The sequence below is a fragment of the Halorussus vallis genome (genome assembly GCF_024138165.1).
GTDB classification, from domain to species: Archaea; Halobacteriota; Halobacteria; order Halobacteriales; family Haladaptataceae; genus Halorussus; species Halorussus vallis.
In genome coordinates this window covers 2,241,285-2,260,002 of sequence record NZ_CP100000.1, presented here as the reverse complement: position 1 = coordinate 2,260,002, position 18,718 = coordinate 2,241,285, and the positions used below count along the sequence as shown (strand labels likewise).

Below are 18,718 nucleotides of genomic sequence, written 5' to 3'. Positions count from 1 at the left end.
GGTTTCCGCGACATCGGTCGCCAAGTCTCGGTCCCGCGTCTCAGTCCCGGACGCGGTACCCGTCTCTGTCGAGAGCCTCTTGGACGCGCGCGTCGAACCGCTCTCGGACGTCGGCGTCCACGCCCTCGGGCAACGGGTCGGCTCGTACCAGTTCGACGTCCGTCTCCGCATCCCGCCCGGCGAAACGGTACGTGCGGCCGAACTTCCGGCCGTTGTCGCCGTAGGTCAGGACGACGAGTCGCGGCTCGTCGGCCCGTTCCGCGTCCTCTTGGCCGTCGCTTCCCGACTCGTCGTTTCCGATTCGGTGGATGCTGATCCGATCGAAGGTGATCAGGTCGGTACTCATACCGCCGGTCGCGAGCCGCTGTTCGACCCACTCGCGGTCCCACGTCTCCTCGGCATCGCCGTCGAGGGTTCTGCCTCGGACGGTGTCCGGCGTGATTTCGACTACTTCCCACTTTCCGAGCGCGGCCGACCGCATCTCCGACCCTTTCGCTTTCTCCGCGTCGCCTTTCGACAGTACGTCTCCTTCCTGCAGGAGTTGTCCCTTCCGGACGCGGACGTAGTTCGGACGATTCACCGGGAGGTCGACGAATATCTCGTCCGGCGCCGTCCCGAACGCCGACTTTTCTCCCTGAATCGTCTTGATGACCGTCGTGTACGTCTCGGTCGATTCTGGTTTAGACATTGTCGTTTCCCCAACCGAGGCTCTGTAGGTCGCTTGCTTCCATGAGCGTTCGCCCTGACCACGTCGGCCGAACGGACGGAACTCGTCGCGGTCGGCCTCTCGGCTCTCGATTCCGCCGAGTCGCAGTCGCCCGTCCTCGCGGGGTACTCCCGCTCTCGCCCTACAGCCGAAACAGCCGCGGCAGTCTCGACCCACGGTTGCGCCGCGCCACGACGACGCTCCCCTCGGCGCGCCGCGAAACCTCGTGGGGCGTGTCGCCCACCACGCGACTCCGGATGCGCCCCGTGCGGGTCGCGCCGAGGACGGTCACGTCGTTCGGACTCGACTCGGCGACGACGACGTCCGCGACGCCCCCGACCCTGACGGTCGTCTCGACCGACAGCCCCGGAAATCGCTCGGCGAACTCGCCGAGCATCTCCCGGGCGCGGCCCTCCTCGCCTGGCGAGTCGGCCACCCGCAGGAGGTGGAGGTCCGCGTCGTTCGAAACCGCGATGGCTCGCGCGACCTCCGCCGCCAGGTCGGCGTGGGGACTCTCGGCCACCGGGAACCGGACCGTCTTGACGGTCCCGACGGTCGCGCCGATCTTCTCGACCAGCACGTCGGCGTCGGCGCGACTCACGATGCGGTCGACGTTCGTCCCGAGCACCGCGGCCTCGCGCGAGCGTTCCTGCCAGCCGACGACCAGCGCCTCGCAGTCGCGCTCCTCGATACCGTGGAGGACTCCTCGCCACACCGACGGCGCGACGAACAGGCGGCCGCCGACCGGCACGTCAGTGCCGGCGGCGGCCTCCATCGCACGTTCGAGGATGGCCCGGCGCTCGCCGCCGAACTCCCGGGCGATGACCTCGTCGGTCATTAGCGCGAACGGCGAACTCCGGGGCGTGACGACGACGCCGACCACGAACACCGACCCGTCGCGGGCGCGGGCCACGTCGAGGGCGGTCCGCACCAGTTGCTCGACGTGGTCGGGGTTGCCCACCGCCACCGCAACGCAGGGTCCGTCCTCACCCCCCGCGCGAGACCCGTCCTCGCCCATCGTCGGACCCACGCCGGCCGGCGGCAAAAGCGTTCGCGTGCCGAGGGGTCCACCGGGAGACGGAACGACTCGGAGGGCGGTTTCGAGGGACTCACCCACCGCGCACCCGGGTCCGGCGGCGTGCCCGCTCTAGGAGTAACTCTATATGTCGTGCCTGCACACCTCCCGCCCATGACCGAGGACGACGACCGACCAGAGCGGTGTGACGACTGCGGCGACCCCGTCTCGGACGCGCTGGCGCGGACGCTCCGACTCACCGTCGACCGCTCGCAGATCGACAGCCAGCGGCTCTGCCCCGAGTGCTTCGCCGACTGGATCGACCGCTACGAGGCCGAGATGCAACCCGACCCGCCGGTCATCGAGGACGGCGAGTCCGAGATCATCGTCGACTGACGAACCCCGCGGTTCGGCCGACCCCTCCGTGTCGGGTGGAAAATCGCAGACGGCCCCTCGACCGGACGCGGCGTAGCGCCGGACGAAACCGCCCCTGCGAGTGCAATATAGCCCTCGGTAGGCGTCCCCTTCTCTCGGCTCCTTTCCGCCTCCGGGTTCCGCCGTTTTCGGCGTCTCCACGTCCGCCCGGCGTCAGGACCGGACCCGATGCTCCACATCCGACCGCGACGCTCACCGCCGGACCCGTCTTACTTTTCGGGACGATTCGGACCCCTTCGTTTCCGGTGAAAAACCGACAGGCGAGAGCCGAATCACCGGCGTCGAACGCCCTGGCGAAACCGACCTCTTATCGGTACGAAGGGCTATCGAGCGGTCGGTAGTTACTCCTCGACTCGCTCGTCCGGCGTCTCGCTCGCGTCGCCCGCCGCTCCGTCGCCGCTCTCCTCGCGGTCCTCCTCGCCCGCGGATAGCCCCTCGTCGCCGCGCTCGAGCGCCTTCGGCGCGTCGAAGTGGGTCGAGTAGCCGTCGAACCAGCGGACGAGGCGTTCGAGGCGGTCGACGACGTGGCCGGGTTCGCCGCTCCGGGAGAGTTCGTGGCCCTCGCGCGGGTAGCGCACCAGGCGGGTTTCGACTCCCTGCTTCTTGTAGAGCAGGTAGAGCATCTCGGCGTTGTTCACCGGCACCCGGAAGTCGTCGTCGCTGTGGATGAGGAGGGTCGGCGTCTCGACGTTCCCGGCGCAGGCCGCCGGCGACTGCTCCCAGAGGAACTCCGGGTCCGACAGCGGCGTCGCGTCGAAGTCCCACTCGACCAGTTTGAAGGCGTCGGTCGACCCGTAGAAGCTGTTGAGTTCGTAGACGCCGCGCTGGCTCACCGCGGCCACGAACCGGTCGGTGTGGCCGACTATCCACGTCGTCAGGTAGCCGCCGTAGCTCCCGCCCGTGACGAACGCGTCCTCCTCGTCGACGTAGTCGCGGGCGACGACTTCGTCGACGCCCGCCATCACGTCCTCGTAGGCGACGGTGCCCCACTTGCCCTCGCCGAGCGCCGCGACGAACTCCTCGCCGTAGCCGGTGGACCCGCGGGGGTTCGACCAGAAGACCACGTAGCCGCGGGCCGCGAGCAACTGGAACTCGTGCCACATCGTCCCGCTCGTCGTCCACATCGAGTGGGGGCCGCCGTGGATTTCGACCGCGAGCGGGTAGGTTTCGTCGGGGTCTCGCGGCTCCGCCGCTCGACTGTCCGCGGCGTTCCACGCCGCGCCGTCGAAATCGGGCGGCGTGAGCACCCAACCCTGAATCTCGGCGCCGTCTCCCCCTTCGAAGCGAACCTCCTCGGGTTGCGAAACCGCCCGGTCCTCCAGGTAGTCGGCGTTGACGCGGGTGAGCCGTCGAGTCTCGGCGCCCCGGAGGGTCGTGGCGAACACGTCACCGGGGTGGTCCCACTCCGACCGGACGAACGCCGCGGCGCTTTCACCGACCGACATCCCGTAGACCCCGCCCTCGTCGACGACCGATTCGGGGTCGGCGCTCGCGTCGCCCGGCGCGCGCCAGAGCGTGTACGTCCCCTCGTCGGGCGTCACGAAGAAGAGGTCCTCCTCGTTCGGTCCCCACTGCGGCGGGACCGTCCCCCACGGAGGCGAAACCGACACCGCGAGCGTCCGGTCGAGCACGGCGGTCGGGGTCGTGACCTCGCCGGTTTCGCGGTCCAGCACCTCGATTCCGGTCTGTCTCAGCGTCGCGTGGTCCTCGGGGGTGTAGGCGTAGGCGAGGCGGCCGTCCGACGTCGCGGCCAGCATCGCCGTCCACCCGGTCGTCCGCGTGACGTCCTCCGTTTCACCGGTTTCGAGGTCGTAGGCCACCACGTCGATGACGATGTTGTCGTCGGGGTCGCCGGTCCGCTTGACGCCGTAGTAGAGCGTCTCGGCGTCGCCCCACTCGGGCGTCGAGTGGTCGTAGTCGCCGTCGGTGAGTCGCTCCACCTCGTCTTCCTCGAGGTTGGCCACGTAGACGTGGCTCCTCCGACCGTCGAGATACTGCTGGCCCGCCCGGTAGACCTTCCGGTCGATGACCCGCGGGTCCGGCGGTTCGGGTTCGTACTCCTCGCCGTCGAGCGAGCGGTCCCGGCCCTCCTCGCGGTCCTCAGCGGTGGTGGACTGGGTGAACGCGATTCGGGTGCCGTCGGGCGACCACGCGATTTCGGCGACGCCGCCGACCACGTCCGTCACCTGCCGGGCCTCGCCGCCGCGGGTGGGCATGACCCACAGTTGGGGCCGGTCGTCGTCGGCCCCGCGCGTGCTGACGAACGCGAGGCGGTCGCCCGAGGGACTCCACCGCGGTTGACTGTCGACGCCCTCGCTCACGGTGAACTGCCGGGGTTCGTCGCCGCCGACCGGGACGACGTAGACGGTCGCCTCGTAGGACTCGTCGTCTTTCGGCACCTTCCTGACGAACGCCACCCGCTCGCCGTCCGGCGCGATCTGGGGGTCGCCGACCTGCACGATGTCGTGATAGTCGGTCGCACTGACGGTCTTCATACCCCCGGACTTTCGGCCGACCGGCAATAGTGTTTCGTTCCGAAACAGTTCCGGAGGTGTCCGACTTCGTCGGGGCGCGACCGCCCTCACTCGAACACCACGGGCGCGTCGTTCGCGAACGCGAACGACGCGCGGTCCCCGCGCTCGATGGGCGCTTCCCGGCCCTGGGCCACCACCGACATCGTCAGGCCGTCGCCGACCTCCACGGTGTAGTTGGTGTGGTCGCCCTGAAAGTAGCGTTCGACGACCTCTCCCTCGAACGTCGCGGTCCCGGTTTCCCGGTCGGCACCGCCCTCCCGGCCGACGGCGAGCGAGATGTCTTCCGGCCGAATCGAGACGGTCACGTCGCCCTCGCGAACGTCGCGGGTGGGCGCGAACCGGATGCCCTCGCCGCTCGTTCCGCCGATTTCGACGACGGTCCGGCCGCCATCGGACCGAGCGGTGCCGTCGAGTAAGTTGGTGTCGCCGATGAAGTCGGCGACGAACGGGGTCGCCGGGTTCCGATAGATATCCTCGGGCGTCCCTACCTGTTCGAGTTTCCCCTCGTTCATCACGGCCAGTCGGTCGCTGAGCGTCATCGCGACCTCCTGGTCGTGAGTGACGTAGAAGAACGCCCCCTGGGTCTTCTCGTGGATTTTGCGCAACTCGACCTGCATCTGCTTGCGGAGTTTGCGGTCGAGACTCGACAGCGGTTCGTCCAGCAGGAGCACGCTCGGTTCGTTCACCAACGCGCGTGCGAGCGCGACCCGCTGTTGCTGGCCGCCCGAGAGTTCGTCGGGATTCCGGTCGTCGTAGCCGCCGAGGTCCACCAGTTCGAGGTACCGCGACACCCGCTCTTCGCGCTCGCCGGCGCCCACGCCCGACTTCCTCAGGCCGTAGCCGACGTTCTCGCCCACGGTCATGTGCGGGAACAGCGAGAGGTGCTGGAACACGAGGTTGGTGTCGCGGGCGTCCGGCGGCACGCCGGTCATTCCCCGCCCGTCGAGGAACACCTCTCCCTTCGTCGGCGTCTCGAAGCCGCTTATCATCCGGAGCGTCGTGGTCTTGCCGCAACCGGACGGGCCGACGAGCGAGAAGAACTCTCCGCGCTCAATGGTGAAGTCGATGCCGTCGACCGCGGTCACGTCCCCGAACTCCTTGCGGACGTCCGCGAGTTCTATCAGTGCCTCCCCCTCCGTCGCCGTTCGTCGTTCCCCCTGAGCCGCCATGCCATGCCATACCGCGCCGGTGCACAAAACGGTGGCCGATTGTCGCGGCGCCGGCCGGGATGGATTAACGTCGGTTTCGGTTGTATGTCATACTATCGCACGGTCGACAGGGAAACGCCGCGTTGTCGGTCGAATTTAGTCGGTAGCCCAACCATACGATTACCAATTTTTATTGTCGTCGGCGAAGGGTCTAGTCCCTGGGTGGGGACACCAAATGACACACGAAGCGCGGAACGAAGGAGCGGAGCAGACGAACGAACGGCGCACCGAACTCGCGTCCGGCGATTCGAAACCCACGTCCGGCAATTCAAACTCGACCGGCGCCTCGCGGCGGCGGTTCCTCGGAGCGGTCGGCGCGGCGGGCCTCGCGGGCGCGTCGGTCGTCGGCACGGCGAGCGCACAGACGCCGACGCTCAACATCCTGACGTGGGAGGAGTACGGCGACCCGGCGATCGTCAAGCCGATTGAGGAGCAGGTGGGCGTCAACATCCAGATTACGAAGTCGACCTCGTCGGCGAAGATGTTCTCCTCGTGGAACGCCGGCCAGTACCGCCAGTACGACATCGCCATTCCGAACAACAACTACGTCCCGAAGTTCATGGCGGCCGACCTGGTAGCGCCGGTGCCCCAGGGCGTGGTCCAGCACCAGCAGGCGATGTACGACAAGTTCCGGCAGTTCCAGCAGAACCAATTCACGAGCCAGGGCGACCTCTACGGCGTTCCGATTCGGTTCGGCTGGTACGGTTACTCCTACGACTCTCGGAAACTGTCGCCCGACCACGAGAAGAGCTACGACGCCCTGTTCAACGCGAACTACGAGGGTGCCAACCTGAAGGGCAAGATCGTCATGTACGACAACCACTTCAAGGCGATGAGCGCCACCGCCCTCTACCTCGGCATGCAGGACGCGTTCAAGGGCCAGAAGGTGACCCTCTCGGAGAGCCAGATTCAGAAGGTCAAACAGAAGCTCATCGACCAGAAACCCCTGCTCCAGGGGTACATCGCCGCCGACCCGACGTACATCAAGTCGTTCAAGCAGGGTAACTTCGTCGTCGGGCAGTCGGGCCGCAACGAGGTCATCGAGATGCGAGCGAACGGTACGAACTGGCCGCGGATGGCGACCCCGAAGGAGGGGTCGCTCGCCTGGTTCGAGTCGGCGGTCGTCTCGAAGGCCTCCAGCAACAAGAAGAAGGCTTGGCAGGTCGTCAACCAGTACATCTCGCCCAAGTTGGGCGCGAAGCTCGCCCAGGTCGGCTACTCGCCCAGCGTCAACCCCAAGACCAGCCAGTACCTGAACAAGCGCCAGCAGGACCTGTACGGTTCCATCAAGCCCCAGCGGCTCTCGGAGTTCATCCCGTTCAAGGCGGTCGAAAACGAGCGGCAGTGGATTCAGGCCTGGGAGGAGGTCAAGACGGCCTGAAACCGTGTCCACCGAAACCTCCGGACGCGGCGAGGCGTCCACACGAGAGCGGTTCGTCGGCGCGTTCAACTCGCGAGCGAGCAAACTGGGGATCACGGCCCTGCCGGGGCTGACGTGGCTGTTCCTGCTGTTGCTCGCGCCGCTGACGTTCATGATAGCGGTCAGTTTCGTCAGCGTCGACACGCTGACCTACCAGATCATCTGGGAGCCCACGCTCGAGAACTACCAGGGGCTGTTCTCCGGCACCGGGCCGTTCTGGGAGACGGCGTTCTTCCAGTCGCTGATGCTGTCGTACGGCATCGCGGCGGTCACCACCGTCCTCTGTCTGGTGCTCGCGTTTCCGCTCGCGTACCTGCTGGCCCGCCGGAGCGGCCGGACGTTCAAGATAGTCATCTTCCTCGTCCTGCTGCCGTTCTTCACCATGTACCTGGTGCGGGCGTACTCGTGGTACCTGATGTTCGGCCCGAGCGGCGTGCTCAACCGGACGCTGCTGAAACTCGGAATCGTGGACGGTCCGATCGCGGCGTTCAACTTCGGCGTGCCGGCGATAATCGTCGGGTTGACCCACGCGTACTTCCCGTACATGCTCCTGTCGCTGTACGCCAGCCTCGACGGTCTGGACTTCTCGCTGGTCGAAGCCGCCCGCGACCTAGGCGCGAGTCGTGTCGGCGCGCTCAAGGACGTCATTCTCCCGCTCGCGCTGCCGGGCATCATCAGCGGGAGCCTGTTCGTGTTCGTGCCGAGCCTCGGCGCGTTCATCACGCCGCGGTTCCTCGGCCAGGGGAAGGTGCTGATGATCGGACAACTCATCGAGGAGCGCATCACCTCGCTGTACGCCATCGGATTCGGGAGCGCGGCGTCGATGTTCATCGTGCTCTCCATCGTGGTGGCGTTCGCGCTCGCGTTCCGCTACGTCAGCATCGAGGAACTGGGGGGCGTCTGAGATGGCGACGGAGACCGACACCGAAACCGGAACCGAAGTCGAGTCGGGAAGCGCGTCGGTGTTCGACTACGAGCGCCGCGAGCAGTTGCTGAAGTACGGACTGTACGTGGTCGCGGGCGCGCTCCTCGTGTTCCTGTGGATTCCGCTGGCGGTGATGATGTTCCTGTCGTTCGCGGTGAACGCGAGCACGATATTCCCGTTCAAGGGGTTCACGTCCGCGCACTACGCCGCGACGTTCGCCGACGGCGCGTTGTTGACCGCGGTCTGGCACAGCGTCCAGATAGCGACGCTCGCGGCGGCCGTCGCCACGGTGCTGGGTGTGCTCGCGAGCTTCGCGCTGGCTCGGTACGACTTCCCGCTGAAGGAGACCTACCGAACCTTCGGCATCCTGCCGATGGTGATTCCGGGCGTCGTGCTCGGCATCGCGTTGCTCATCTACTTCCGGACGCTGTTGCCTCAGCTGTTCGGCATCGTCATCGTGCCGGGGTTCTGGACGGTGGTGCTGACCCACAGCGTCTACGGCTTCCCGTTCGTGGTGCTAATGGTGACGGCCCGACTGTACACCTTCGACGAGTCGCTCGAGGAGGCCGCCCGCGACCTGGGCGCCGACCCGTTGACCACGTTCCGGGACGTTACGCTCCCTATCGTCGCGCCCGCCATCGGCGCGGGCTTCCTCTTCGCGTGGATCCGGTCGTTCGAGGACTTCATCCGGGTCTACTTCGTGAAGGGGACGCTCAACGTGCTGACCACGTCGATGTTCTCGATGATAAAGTACGGCACTGCGCCGAAGATGAACGCCATCTCGTCGCTCATCGTGTTCGCCATCGCCGTCGTGCTCGCGGTGGCGATGAACGTCGGCAACGTCACCGGGATGGTCGCCGGTACGGAGGGCGAGGGAGAGTAACCGCGGCGGCGCGGGCGGTCGCCGGCCGCGGTTACGACCGCCTACGGCCACCACCGCCGCCCACCGTTACCGACTTCTTTCGATACGCCGTCGCCTCGATACGGTCGAGTTCCTCGGTGGATACGCGGCGGTCGGCCGACACGCCGACCGCCGAGGCGACGGCCGAGTCGAATCAACCTAAGGGTAGTCCCAATAGCTGTAGCCCTGTGAACAGCATATCGCCGTAGGTGAGCGAGACGACCAGGCCCACGAACAGCGGGACGATGAACGGGATGCCGGGCGACACCCAGACGCGCTCTTCGGTCGCCAGCACGTCCAGACCCTCGCGCAGGCTCTCGGGGGTCGTCCCGTACGCGCCGTGGTCGATGTCGGCGAGGAACCGCGCCGCACCCCACGGGTCGTCGTCGGGGACATCTCCGGCCGGGAGCGTCTCTCCGACGCCGTTTCCGTCGGCCCGCGGTTCGGCGTCGGAGTTCTCGCGCGCTCTCACGTCCCCCTCCGCCTCGGCGACGGCGCGGTCGCGGGCGACCGCGCCGTCGCCCGCCGGATTCGGATTCGCGGGCAGCGACGCGGGGTCCCGGAAGCGGTCGGTGCGCTCGCGCACGTCGGCCAGCGTCAGGCCGCGCCACCGGAGGTACATCCGCAGGGCGTCGAGGTCGACGCCGTTGCGGTCCATCCCGCCGGTCGTCTCCAGCAGGCGACCGTGAGCCCTCGGCACCGCGTCCCACCGAATCGGCTTCCCGACGGCCATCATCGTGGAGAACCGCCCGGCGACCGCGTTGGTCGTGGCGAGGGTCAGCGGATAGAGCGCGCCGACCAGCACCGTGTTCGTCAGGATGGTCAGCGAGAAGACGCCGAGCGGGGTCTGCTGGTACGGGAGGCCCCAGCCCAGTACCTGATAACTCGGGAACACCGGGAACAGCGCGGCGACCACCAGGAACGCCTTGGCGTCGGCGCCGCCGAACGCCCGGAACCACCAGAAGACGACGACCAGCGGCGCGACGAAGCCGAGGCTCACCGTGACCCGGATGGCGAACGGTTCGAAGCCGCCGAACTGGCCGGTCCACGCCCGCCACCCGTCCCACGCCAGCAGGACGAGCGCGAGCGCGGCGAGGGGGTACCACGTCCGGTTCGGAATCCGGCGCGTCTCCACGTCCCGCCAGGCGGCCCATCCGAAGACGGGCACCGCGAGCAAACGTAGAAGGTCGGGGACGGAGGCGTCGATTGGGAGTGCGGGCATGTCGCAGTCTCTCTCCGAGGTTGTCTCGGCTTCCTATATAAATGTAAGAGTAACGGAAGACGAACGCTGGAGACGGGACGACCGACGGCACCGCTGCTACCGAACACTGTCGGCGAAAAAATCGGAGAGTCGTGGCCGAAGGGCGCTCAGATGACGCGGTTCTCACCCATGCCGTAAAACATAGGTTTAACACAGATTCTCGTCTCTATGATGAACATCAGTATGCCAAACAGGACAGAGATGATAGGGGTCAGGGTCACCCCGGAGGAGAAAGAGGAGTTCCAGAAGCATATCGACGAGACCAACGAGTTCGATTCTATTCCACGGATGATGCGTACGCTCGTCAAGGGACACATCAATTCTGACGGCCAACAGGATGTGGCGATTGATGAGGAGGACCTTATCCGGTCAATGGATGTCGCCCTCTCTCCGGTTGTCGAGCGGTTAGAGCGGTTGGAAGAACACATCACTGAGATAGATGCCCAAACATCAGATGACGACGAGATAGACAAGCTGGCAAGGTCGATATATGAGTCACTCCCGGAATATCTTGATGGCGAAGAACTCCCGGACATGGAGGAGTTAGCGCACAGAATTGTGGAGTCCGAACACTCTGTCGCGCATACAGTGTCTACTCCGTCAGTGTGGGCCCAATATTTCGGTGTGGAGCCATCCGAGGCTCGTCGTGCGTGCGCTCTGATGCTGAAGTACTATCCTGATGTGGAGTTCGACACCATCGAGATGGGTGATATAGACGTCGACATGGGTGAGAAGGTGGGGGACATCCGAATTTCGGAGCGACGCTACTACAAGAACCCGGGGTCGGTCTGATGCCGCGACGCTACAAGCCGGTCGATGACTGTCGGTATGAGATTCAGGACTATATCGATGAGTTAGACGCGGGTACTGATGATGACGACGACGACCTGCGTCAGACTGGCAGCACGAGGCGTTACAAGCAGGACCTACGCTGGTACGACCATTGGCTGGATGACCACGGCATCGATTCCGTACTTGATGTGACGCCGGCCGATGCGAGCCGCGTGGGTCGCGCACTGTCCAACGAGTTCAACGGAACCACCCCGAGGTACCGGTGGGACCGTATTAACGCGTTCCATGACTATCTCGTGAATATGGAGTTGGCCGAGTCAAATCCCCTTGCACGGTGGAACGGCTCCAAGGACTCGAAATGGGGAATGACGAAAACGACCCAGCAGGAGCGTGAGTTAGAGGATGGTGAGAGGTACGCTACGTCTCAAGAAGACATCAGGAAAATGGAGAAGAACGTTGGTCGCAACAGGGTGCGTGACCAACTCGTCATCCGAATGATGTGGCAAACGGCTCTGAGGCGAGGCGAGCAGAGTCTACTCACTACTGATATGCTTGACCGTGAAGCACGGGAAATCGAACTGCCCGGGTCTATCACGAAGAATGGAAAACGGCGGGTCGTGGCCTATCAACCGTCGCTAGACGGTCTTCTGAAGGAGTGGTTGGACTACAGCCATCGCGACGAGATGCTCGGCGGAAACGACCATGATTACTTGTTCGTCGGTGAGCGTGGGGCTCGCCTCCATGCTGAGCGTATTAATGAAATCATCATCGACGCCGCTGACCGAGCAGGGATTAACAGGTACCTGTATGCTGACGCGAACGCAGCCATGGATGAGGATGGGAATCCAATCCCGAACCGGTGGCTAATTTCTGCTCATAATGTCAGGCATGGATACGGGACGTACATGATTCACGAAGCTCCAGAAGAAGGCGAGGAAGCCCGTCTGTGGGAGGTCTCCAAGCAGATGGGGCATTCGTCCGTCAAAATCACGGAGGAACGGTATGTCGAGGATGACCCGCGTGCGGGCGTTGGCTACGCTCACTCTCACGGGCCGGACTAATCACTTTCACCACGGTTGGTAAGGACCTTTGCAGTTATAGTCCGCTGTCATATGTATGCAGTCAAAAACGGAATACGACCGTCGAATCGACCAAATCAACGAGGTCCACGAGACCGTGAATGACCTATCCGGCTGGGTCGTCTACATCGTCTCCCATCCTGACTCCGGCCCACACGCGTACACGCTCACCTCGACGTCGCCCACGGTGCCTGACGATGCTCTCGTGCTCTCTGACGACGTTCCTCTCGAACGACTGCCGGACGCAATCCATCATGCTGTAGAGGAGTATCGGGAGGGAGTCGTCCCTGCAACGCTCGTCCGTGACTACATGCTGACGGAAGGTGACCGGTGGGACATCTACAGTGCGATGGGTGGTGCGTGATGGAGTTCACTGAGTTGGTCGAGTGGGCCGAATCGATGCCGGACCGAACCGCGGGTTCGACACCTGACTGGGAGGGTGTTGTTGGGGTTGCTCGTCATCCGCGCACTGGGGAGTGGCGCATCATGTTCCATCAGTCTGCGTTCTCGATAACTGGTGACTCGCTCGCAGAGGTCATCTCCGAGGCCGAGCGTCTTCTCGATTCGTCGTAACAGCGCATTTCTGCACCGTCTTCTAACTTTCATTTCTTTCTAAGGTGGATTTATATGGTCTCAGAGTGGGTAACCGTCTATGGCGACTGTCGACCTACCCAACCACTTGGCCACCGCGATGGACAAACACCTCGAAGACCACCCTCACTTCGACAGTAAAGCTGAGCTAATCGAGGAGTGGGCTCGTCAGACTATCTCCGTCCCCGTTAAGGATTGATGCCCCGGGAACTGCCGTCATTTCGTGAGGAACTGGGGCCACAGGTCGATGAGTTCGATAGACGTTATGCTTCAGGAGAGAGTGAACGAGATGTCATCACGCGCTATGCGTGTTCAGCGTGCGATTGTGAGAGGATGGTGGAGGTCGAGCGTCCGTCTCCATTTGGAATGACTACGTGGCTGCGCTGTTTAGATTGTGACCTGCGATGGCATCGCGTTGATTTGTTCTCGTGACTGGTTCGTCTGTAGACATAGTTTAGCGTACTGAATCTAGTGCATCATCAACACGCTCGTCGTCAGAAGTCGCATCAGTATACCAACATCGACGCTCATCGTCTTGGTCGATGTTGCTGAGAGTCTGCCTCGTTACATTCGGTGTTCGCTTTGCGACTGCATTGTAGCTCTCTCCTCGGTCGATTGCGTCCAGTGCTTCGGCGATGTCGAAGTATCCTGTTTCTCCTTCTGCGTAATCCGGGTCGATGTTGGGCTTTAGATAACCATCATCGCGGGCGAATCCTGCAGGTACTTGGCCGAGCCATTTTCCTTGCTGACGGGCCCGTCGCTGTCCAGATTGGGTGCGTCGGATTAGGGCTCGACGCTCCTCTGCAGCGACCGATGCGATGATGTCGGCGACGAGCCGGCCAGTACCATCCGGCCTGATTTCTCTGACGCTCCCGTTCGTCACGTGGATGGTCGTCTCGCTATCCTCTGCAGCGTCGAAGAACCGCTGGGCGAGTAGGCCCTTCCGGGCAATCCGGGAAACCTCCCAGACAACTACGTCGCTATAGTCACCGTGTTCGATGCCCTCGACGAGCGCGAGGAATTGGTCTCTCTCTGCAGTTGAACCGGATGCTTGGTCTGCGTAGAGGTCGACGTCACCGAGAACGAGGTTGTGTCGGTCGAGCCAATCGACGATGTCGTCCCGCTGGTGCTCATCATCTTGGTCAGCAGTGGACCGGCGGATGTAGACTGCCACAGATTCCAGTTTTTCTGTCATTTCTCTACTCTTAGGTTACATCCAGACCTGCTTATATATTACCCCGACTTGCTTACATCCTGTAAACGGGTGTTCGTCTGTTTTCACCCCCAATTTTCTGTCTCGTGTGATGGCTTACTGTATTGTAGGTAGACTTATCTGGCGGGTGTATCCACTTTGGGCTATGCAGGACCGTCTCGATTCGTATGATAACGATGTTGAGCCGTTCGACGAGGATGAGTTTGAGCAAGCACTACACGACTACTTTGACGGCTTCACGTGGAACGCGAAAGGAGTCATCAAGGGGGATGGCGAGGTTATCCCGATTCCACCGGTGTCTAACTGCGTAACGGCGATTTTCGAGGTTGACGCTGTCGTCCAAGTGGAGAAGATGGCAGATGAACTCGGTGCGAAGCTCATTGAACCGGACCACACCAGACAGTACCCTGACTCCACACTGATTTTCGAGGATAAACAGATTGCACTAGACATCAAAACCGCTCGTAGAAGTGCCAGTTCGGAGAACCGTCTGAAAAGCCCAATGACGCTTGGTAGCTACGCGGGATACTTTAGAAATCCGACCGAGGAGAGTCCATGGACGACGTACCCCTACGGAACTTACGATGACCACTGGATTCTCTGCTTTGCTTATAGATGGGACGATGACAAGAAAAGCCTCGATATGGTCTGGGATATAGAGACCCTCATCGGCCGAAAGTGGGAGTTCGCATCACAGTCCTCCGGGACTGGAACGACAAATGCCATGGGCTCGATGAAGGATATGGAAGCTCTTCGAAACAGAGAACCGGTCTTCGACAGCGAAGAGGACTTCGAAGAATATTGGCGAAACTACGATTGAAATTCCGGTAATTGTTTTACGGTTCGCAACCGCCATGTAGTCAGATGAGTGACCACGAGCAGATGAGGTTCGATGTGTCTGGAGAGGAGACATCATTCTATTCTACGGTTGATGCTGACTTCCCAACCACGCGGTATCAGGGTAGCAAACGGAAACTCTCCAGTTGGATATGGGAGAACTTGGGTCGGGTTGAGTTCGATTCAATGTTGGACCCCTTCGGAGGGACTGGTGCTATTTCTTTTGAGGCAAAGAAGCACGGTAAGCAGGTCTTCTACAACGATTTCCTTCGATTTAACCACCAAATCGGACTCGCACTGATTGAGAACAATGGGGCCCGGCTTACTGACGAGGACGTGAACTGGCTTTTGGAGGAGCACGATTTCGACTACCCATCGCTCGTCCAAGATGAATTCGACGACCTCTACTACACGGATGACGAGAACGAGTGGTTAGACAGGATGCGCGTCAATATCGACAAGCTCGATAATGAGTATAAACGCGCTATTGCCAACTCTGCTGTTTCGCAGGCGGCGCTGGCTAAACGGCCGTACAACCTGTTCCACCGAGCTAATCTGTATATGCGTACTCAAGATGTAGAGCGTTCGTTTGGGAATAAGACAACATGGGAAAAACCATTTGACGAGCACTTCAGGAACGTTGTTGATGAATTCAACGCTGCTGTCTTCGACAATGAGCGGGAGAACGCATCCTATAATGAGGATGTGCTAAACTGGGAAAACCCTCCTGAAGCAGACCTCGTGTACTTAGACCCCCCATACTATGACCGAACAAAACAGAACGGCGAAACACCGTACCGCTTCTACTACCACTTCTTAGAAGGGTGGCTCCAATACGACGACTGGCCGGACCTTATTGACGATAGCGTGAAGACGAAGCGGTTGCAGCGGAACCCGTCCCAGTGGACAGACCCTGACGCAGTATACAACGCATTCGAGAAGACCTTCGAAAAGTTCAGCGATAGCCACATTGCACTCTCCTACAATACAGCCGGTCTACCGACTCCTAAAGAACTGAAGAACATGTTGGAGTACCACAAGTCCAACGTGGTTGTTGAGGCCAAGGAACACCAGTACGCGCTCTCAACGAGCGAGGATAGCGCAGATGAGATAATATTCGTAGCGTACGATTAATTTGCCAGAGTTAGTTAGTGTCGCGGGTGGCGGGGACCTCGGTGTCGAATTAGACCTTACTCACCTCACAATAGATATTAACGCATATCTATCGAGCTACGAGCCCGAGACGCATCCTGCACTAAAGCTCCGACTGACCGACAGTGAGCCAACAATCATGCTATTCTCATCAGGAAAGTACAATATTCATGGCTCAAGTTCGGTCGAAAATCTTCGTCGAGTTGGGGACCAGCTAGTAGAAGAAATCAAAAATGTAACCGGCTTCGACCTGCCGCCCAGTGCGAGCGAAGTTGATGTTCGAAATCTCGTCTTCGTTGACTCCATCAACTCGGGAATAAATCTCGAAGCATTAGTTGAGGCGCTTGGGACAAAACACGCCCAGTACGAACCAGAAGTATTCGGTTCAGTAGATTACCGTCCACCAGACCATCAAGGGCTGTTCAAAATATTCGCTTCAGGGAAAATATCGCTTACCGGTGTCCGAACCACTGAGGGGGTTGCTGAAGCATTTGATGAAATAAAGGCACGTGTGGAACAATCAACAATATAGTGGATTATTTTGGTGACAAGTAAACGAGTTCTCGCGACTATTCGGCTATGTGGGTAGCTACATAGCGGATAGAGTGCTCTGAACGAGGGGTGTTCGGGAAAATATGAGCGAGTTGACCTTCAACTCGATTACGGGTGGATGTTCTCCCACGTCGGCTTCGATAGGTAGGTGGACACGATTATTGTGAGTGTCCAGACCATGATGTACACGACCAGATTACCCTCCGGTGCGATTTGAGTGGCTACTTCATTGGCCATCCAGAGTTGGGACATCAACAGCACTAGTCCTATGGTAGTAAAATAGACCCTATCGAGTGTATCCGTCTCACTCATCGCTCGTCACCTCTGAGTTCGTCGCGAAGGCTGGAATCGAGGATACTATCCTGTAACATAACCCATGCCATGAGACACTTATCGGAGCAGAAGACTGCCTCGTCGCTACTGCTCCAGTATTTGGTTATATCTCTGTCTTCGTCGTCAGCCGGGTGAGAGATACACTCTCGACCGTGGTCGAACACGTGGTCTGGGATAATGGAAACAGTATCTTCAACAACGATGTCTCGCTCGATTCGTAAGGTGAGTGCATCCTCCTCATTGTGGGGCTCGACCTCGTTCGGACAGAATTCACATTTCATCGCTCGTCACCCCGGATACGGTGAATGTCTTCGCTACTGAGACTCGTTATCGCGTCTTCAATGAGTCTCTCGACAGCTAAGTCGTACTCGCGCATATCGTATTCTTTCCAGCCGGTCACCATTTCGTAGATTACGTGTTCGTGTTCGGAGCCGAACGTCCGAATTGCCTCGTCGACGTTATTTCGTTCCATACATTAAAGTTAGAAAAAGAAGGGCTTAGGCGCTGGGTGCGTCGGTTACTCGTCGTCGACCTCGACCTCGTAGCAGAGGGTCTCCCACGTGAGCCCGTGGCCGTCTCCAGTCACACGCTCGCCGTCGATGAGGATATGCCACCCGCGGCGTGCGTCCCCTTTGATGTCGACGTCCCGGTCCTCGTCGAGGGCTTGAAGCACGACCTCGTCGAGCCAGACGGTTTCACTCATCGCTCGTCACCTTCACACCTGCGTACCGGCCACAGTCTTCGTGGAAGCAGCCGTACACGACTAGTTCGGGTAGTCCCGGCCCTTCGCTGAATGTAACTGGATGACCCATCTCGTCGTGGACGACGTAGTATTCGCCATCCGGTAGCGTTCCACAGTTCGGGCAATACGGTGTAGCAGGTTCTATTCGACTCATCGCTCGTCACCTGTGACGAAGTCGACCTCGTCGACCCAGTAGCCGAATAACATACCGTGGTCTACTAACTCCGAGTATACACCACGCTCACGGTTGGGTTCGTAGGTGTGCTCACGCGCTCGGTTGTCTACTTCCTGTTTCGCGTCGTCGAGGTTCTCGTAGACGTTGAGGAGCCTCCGGTTGTCGTCATACTCCTCATACACAGCGTAGACCGTATCCGTGTCTCGATAAGTGATGTTGTTTCGTTCCATATTCTGATATAGTAAAAAGAAGGGCTTAGGCGCTGGGTGCGTGAATAGCGTGGAGAAGCACCGTTCCTACTCCCACACCCTTGGGGCATGGTCGAGCAGGCTCAGAACGCAGGTGCAGCGCTCGTTTATCACTTTGAGTCCTTTCGGCTTAGTCTCTGGCCCGGGACTCCGGTTCGTCGAACGTATCCCGTTCTGACCACCGAGAGTGGTCTGAATGAGGGGGGTGTCCACAAGGGAGACTTTCACCCAGTGGCCCGTAGCGGGTAGCATGACCGACGACGCTGGCGACGGTGACGACGTCATCGACCCCGCTGGACTGGACCCCGAGACTTTGAGGCAGGTCGAGCAGGCTGTTCGGGGCTTTCGAATGTCAGACCCGGACGAACAATACGCAGACCTCTCAGAGTACGAATCTGGTCGGCATGATGCCTACTCGTCCGTCTTGGCGATGCTATCGAAGTGGCTCGACGAGCAAGAGAAGTGAGTCAGTCGTCGTGTCGGCGGAGCAAGTGCAGAATCGCACCAGTCCGGGAGTCTGTGATTGTCTCAGAACACAACGCACAGGAGTAGAAGTCCCCGTCCCACTCAATGAACTCCGGTAGTTTCTCGACGGCCAT

General features: G+C 61.1%; 24 protein-coding genes. 13 read left to right on the top strand and 11 right to left on the bottom strand.

Translation table 11 applies throughout. The features are described from left to right. Window positions 1–40: 40 nt before the first annotated feature. Both NGM07_RS11470 and NGM07_RS11465 read right to left on the bottom strand, forming a co-directional pair. A complete protein-coding gene (locus NGM07_RS11470) occupies window positions 41–688 on the bottom strand; it encodes a hypothetical protein (RefSeq protein WP_253511446.1) in 648 nt (215 codons plus the stop codon). A gap of 160 nt (window positions 689–848) precedes the next feature. Next, window positions 849–1,724: a universal stress protein gene (locus NGM07_RS11465; RefSeq protein ID WP_253511443.1), complete on the bottom strand. Its 876-nt coding sequence runs from the start codon at window positions 1,722–1,724 to the stop codon at window positions 849–851. A 171-nt stretch (window positions 1,725–1,895) separates the two neighbouring features. On the opposite strand from NGM07_RS11465, the gene NGM07_RS11460 reads away from it, so the two are divergent. Continuing rightward, window positions 1,896–2,117: a DUF7569 family protein gene (locus NGM07_RS11460; protein ID WP_253511440.1), complete on the top strand. Its 222-nt coding sequence runs from the start codon at window positions 1,896–1,898 to the stop codon at window positions 2,115–2,117. Window positions 2,118–2,497: 380 nt separating this feature from the next. Here the strand turns inward: NGM07_RS11460 and NGM07_RS11455 are convergent, their stop codons facing one another. Further along, window positions 2,498–4,651, bottom strand: coding sequence for a S9 family peptidase (locus tag NGM07_RS11455; RefSeq protein WP_253511438.1), 2,154 nt, complete (start codon window positions 4,649–4,651; stop codon window positions 2,498–2,500). An 86-nt stretch (window positions 4,652–4,737) separates the two neighbouring features. Further along, a complete protein-coding gene (locus NGM07_RS11450) occupies window positions 4,738–5,859 on the bottom strand; it encodes an ABC transporter ATP-binding protein (protein WP_253511435.1) in 1,122 nt (373 codons plus the stop codon). A gap of 214 nt (window positions 5,860–6,073) precedes the next feature. On the opposite strand from NGM07_RS11450, the gene NGM07_RS11445 reads away from it, so the two are divergent. The 3 genes from NGM07_RS11445 to NGM07_RS11435 are packed head-to-tail and all read left to right on the top strand — an operon-like array spanning window position 6,074 to window position 9,126. Further along, window positions 6,074–7,279, top strand: a complete 1,206-nt coding sequence (locus NGM07_RS11445; RefSeq protein WP_253511432.1) for an ABC transporter substrate-binding protein — start codon at window positions 6,074–6,076, stop codon at window positions 7,277–7,279. A gap of 4 nt (window positions 7,280–7,283) precedes the next feature. Beyond that, the gene (locus tag NGM07_RS11440) at window positions 7,284–8,222 is read left to right on the top strand and encodes an ABC transporter permease (protein WP_253511429.1); all 939 of its coding nucleotides are present in this window, start codon (window positions 7,284–7,286) and stop codon (window positions 8,220–8,222) included. Window position 8,223: 1 nt separating this feature from the next. Further along, window positions 8,224–9,126 (top strand): ABC transporter permease, encoded by a 903-nt coding sequence (locus NGM07_RS11435; protein ID WP_253511426.1) that lies wholly within the window; start codon window positions 8,224–8,226, stop codon window positions 9,124–9,126. A 172-nt stretch (window positions 9,127–9,298) separates the two neighbouring features. On the opposite strand, the gene NGM07_RS11430 is transcribed toward NGM07_RS11435, so the two are convergent. Then, window positions 9,299–10,366: an A24 family peptidase gene (locus NGM07_RS11430; RefSeq protein WP_368410205.1), complete on the bottom strand. Its 1,068-nt coding sequence runs from the start codon at window positions 10,364–10,366 to the stop codon at window positions 9,299–9,301. Window positions 10,367–10,573: 207 nt separating this feature from the next. Here NGM07_RS11430 and NGM07_RS11425 point away from each other — a divergent pair, with 207 nt between their 5' ends. The 5 genes from NGM07_RS11425 to NGM07_RS11405 all read left to right on the top strand — a co-directional run bounded on the left by NGM07_RS11425 (window position 10,574) and on the right by NGM07_RS11405 (window position 13,066). Continuing rightward, window positions 10,574–11,197 carry a hypothetical protein gene (locus NGM07_RS11425; RefSeq protein WP_253511424.1) on the top strand — a complete coding sequence of 208 codons (624 nt, stop codon included), beginning with the start codon at window positions 10,574–10,576 and terminating at the stop codon, window positions 11,195–11,197. Then, window positions 11,197–12,258, top strand: coding sequence for a tyrosine-type recombinase/integrase (locus NGM07_RS11420; protein WP_253511421.1), 1,062 nt, complete (start codon window positions 11,197–11,199; stop codon window positions 12,256–12,258). Before NGM07_RS11425 ends, NGM07_RS11420 begins: the two co-directional genes overlap by 1 nt. A gap of 55 nt (window positions 12,259–12,313) precedes the next feature. After that, complete coding sequence (locus NGM07_RS11415; RefSeq protein ID WP_253511418.1) at window positions 12,314–12,640, top strand: hypothetical protein; 327 nt, start codon at window positions 12,314–12,316, stop codon at window positions 12,638–12,640. Next, window positions 12,640–12,849 (top strand): hypothetical protein, encoded by a 210-nt coding sequence (locus NGM07_RS11410; RefSeq protein WP_253511415.1) that lies wholly within the window; start codon window positions 12,640–12,642, stop codon window positions 12,847–12,849. The genes NGM07_RS11415 and NGM07_RS11410 overlap by 1 nt, the downstream gene beginning before the upstream one ends. Window positions 12,850–12,928: 79 nt before the next feature. Then, window positions 12,929–13,066: a hypothetical protein gene (locus NGM07_RS11405; RefSeq protein ID WP_253511412.1), complete on the top strand. Its 138-nt coding sequence runs from the start codon at window positions 12,929–12,931 to the stop codon at window positions 13,064–13,066. Window positions 13,067–13,321: 255 nt separating this feature from the next. Here the strand turns inward: NGM07_RS11405 and NGM07_RS11400 are convergent, their stop codons facing one another. Then, on the bottom strand, window positions 13,322–14,062 hold the full coding sequence (locus NGM07_RS11400; RefSeq protein ID WP_253511409.1) for a recombinase family protein: 741 nt from the start codon (window positions 14,060–14,062) through the stop codon (window positions 13,322–13,324). A gap of 163 nt (window positions 14,063–14,225) precedes the next feature. Here NGM07_RS11400 and NGM07_RS11395 point away from each other — a divergent pair, with 163 nt between their 5' ends. From NGM07_RS11395 to NGM07_RS11385, 3 genes are read left to right on the top strand one after another with little or no spacing between them, the layout of a single operon-like run. After that, window positions 14,226–14,900, top strand: coding sequence for a type II restriction endonuclease (locus NGM07_RS11395; RefSeq protein WP_253511407.1), 675 nt, complete (start codon window positions 14,226–14,228; stop codon window positions 14,898–14,900). 44 nt (window positions 14,901–14,944) lie between these two features. Next, window positions 14,945–16,051: a DNA adenine methylase gene (locus tag NGM07_RS11390; protein ID WP_253511404.1), complete on the top strand. Its 1,107-nt coding sequence runs from the start codon at window positions 14,945–14,947 to the stop codon at window positions 16,049–16,051. A gap of 1 nt (window position 16,052) precedes the next feature. Then, the gene (locus tag NGM07_RS11385) at window positions 16,053–16,601 is read left to right on the top strand and encodes a TATA-box-binding protein (protein WP_253511401.1); all 549 of its coding nucleotides are present in this window, start codon (window positions 16,053–16,055) and stop codon (window positions 16,599–16,601) included. 328 nt (window positions 16,602–16,929) lie between these two features. On the opposite strand, the gene NGM07_RS11380 is transcribed toward NGM07_RS11385, so the two are convergent. The 4 genes from NGM07_RS11380 to NGM07_RS11365 form a co-directional block, all read right to left on the bottom strand. After that, the gene (locus tag NGM07_RS11380) at window positions 16,930–17,235 is read right to left on the bottom strand and encodes a hypothetical protein (RefSeq protein WP_253511398.1); all 306 of its coding nucleotides are present in this window, start codon (window positions 17,233–17,235) and stop codon (window positions 16,930–16,932) included. After that, window positions 17,232–17,426 (bottom strand): hypothetical protein, encoded by a 195-nt coding sequence (locus NGM07_RS11375; RefSeq protein WP_253511395.1) that lies wholly within the window; start codon window positions 17,424–17,426, stop codon window positions 17,232–17,234. The genes NGM07_RS11380 and NGM07_RS11375 overlap by 4 nt, the downstream gene beginning before the upstream one ends. A 45-nt stretch (window positions 17,427–17,471) precedes the next feature. Continuing rightward, window positions 17,472–17,657: a hypothetical protein gene (locus NGM07_RS11370; RefSeq protein WP_253511392.1), complete on the bottom strand. Its 186-nt coding sequence runs from the start codon at window positions 17,655–17,657 to the stop codon at window positions 17,472–17,474. Between the two features lie 189 nt (window positions 17,658–17,846). Further along, complete coding sequence (locus NGM07_RS11365; RefSeq protein WP_253511389.1) at window positions 17,847–18,101, bottom strand: hypothetical protein; 255 nt, start codon at window positions 18,099–18,101, stop codon at window positions 17,847–17,849. A gap of 268 nt (window positions 18,102–18,369) precedes the next feature. Between NGM07_RS11365 and NGM07_RS11360 the strand changes: the two genes are divergently transcribed. Then, window positions 18,370–18,585, top strand: a complete 216-nt coding sequence (locus NGM07_RS11360; protein WP_253511387.1) for a hypothetical protein — start codon at window positions 18,370–18,372, stop codon at window positions 18,583–18,585. Between the two features lies 1 nt (window position 18,586). On the opposite strand, the gene NGM07_RS25325 is transcribed toward NGM07_RS11360, so the two are convergent. After that, window positions 18,587–18,718, bottom strand: a complete 132-nt coding sequence (locus NGM07_RS25325; RefSeq protein ID WP_256523577.1) for a hypothetical protein — start codon at window positions 18,716–18,718, stop codon at window positions 18,587–18,589.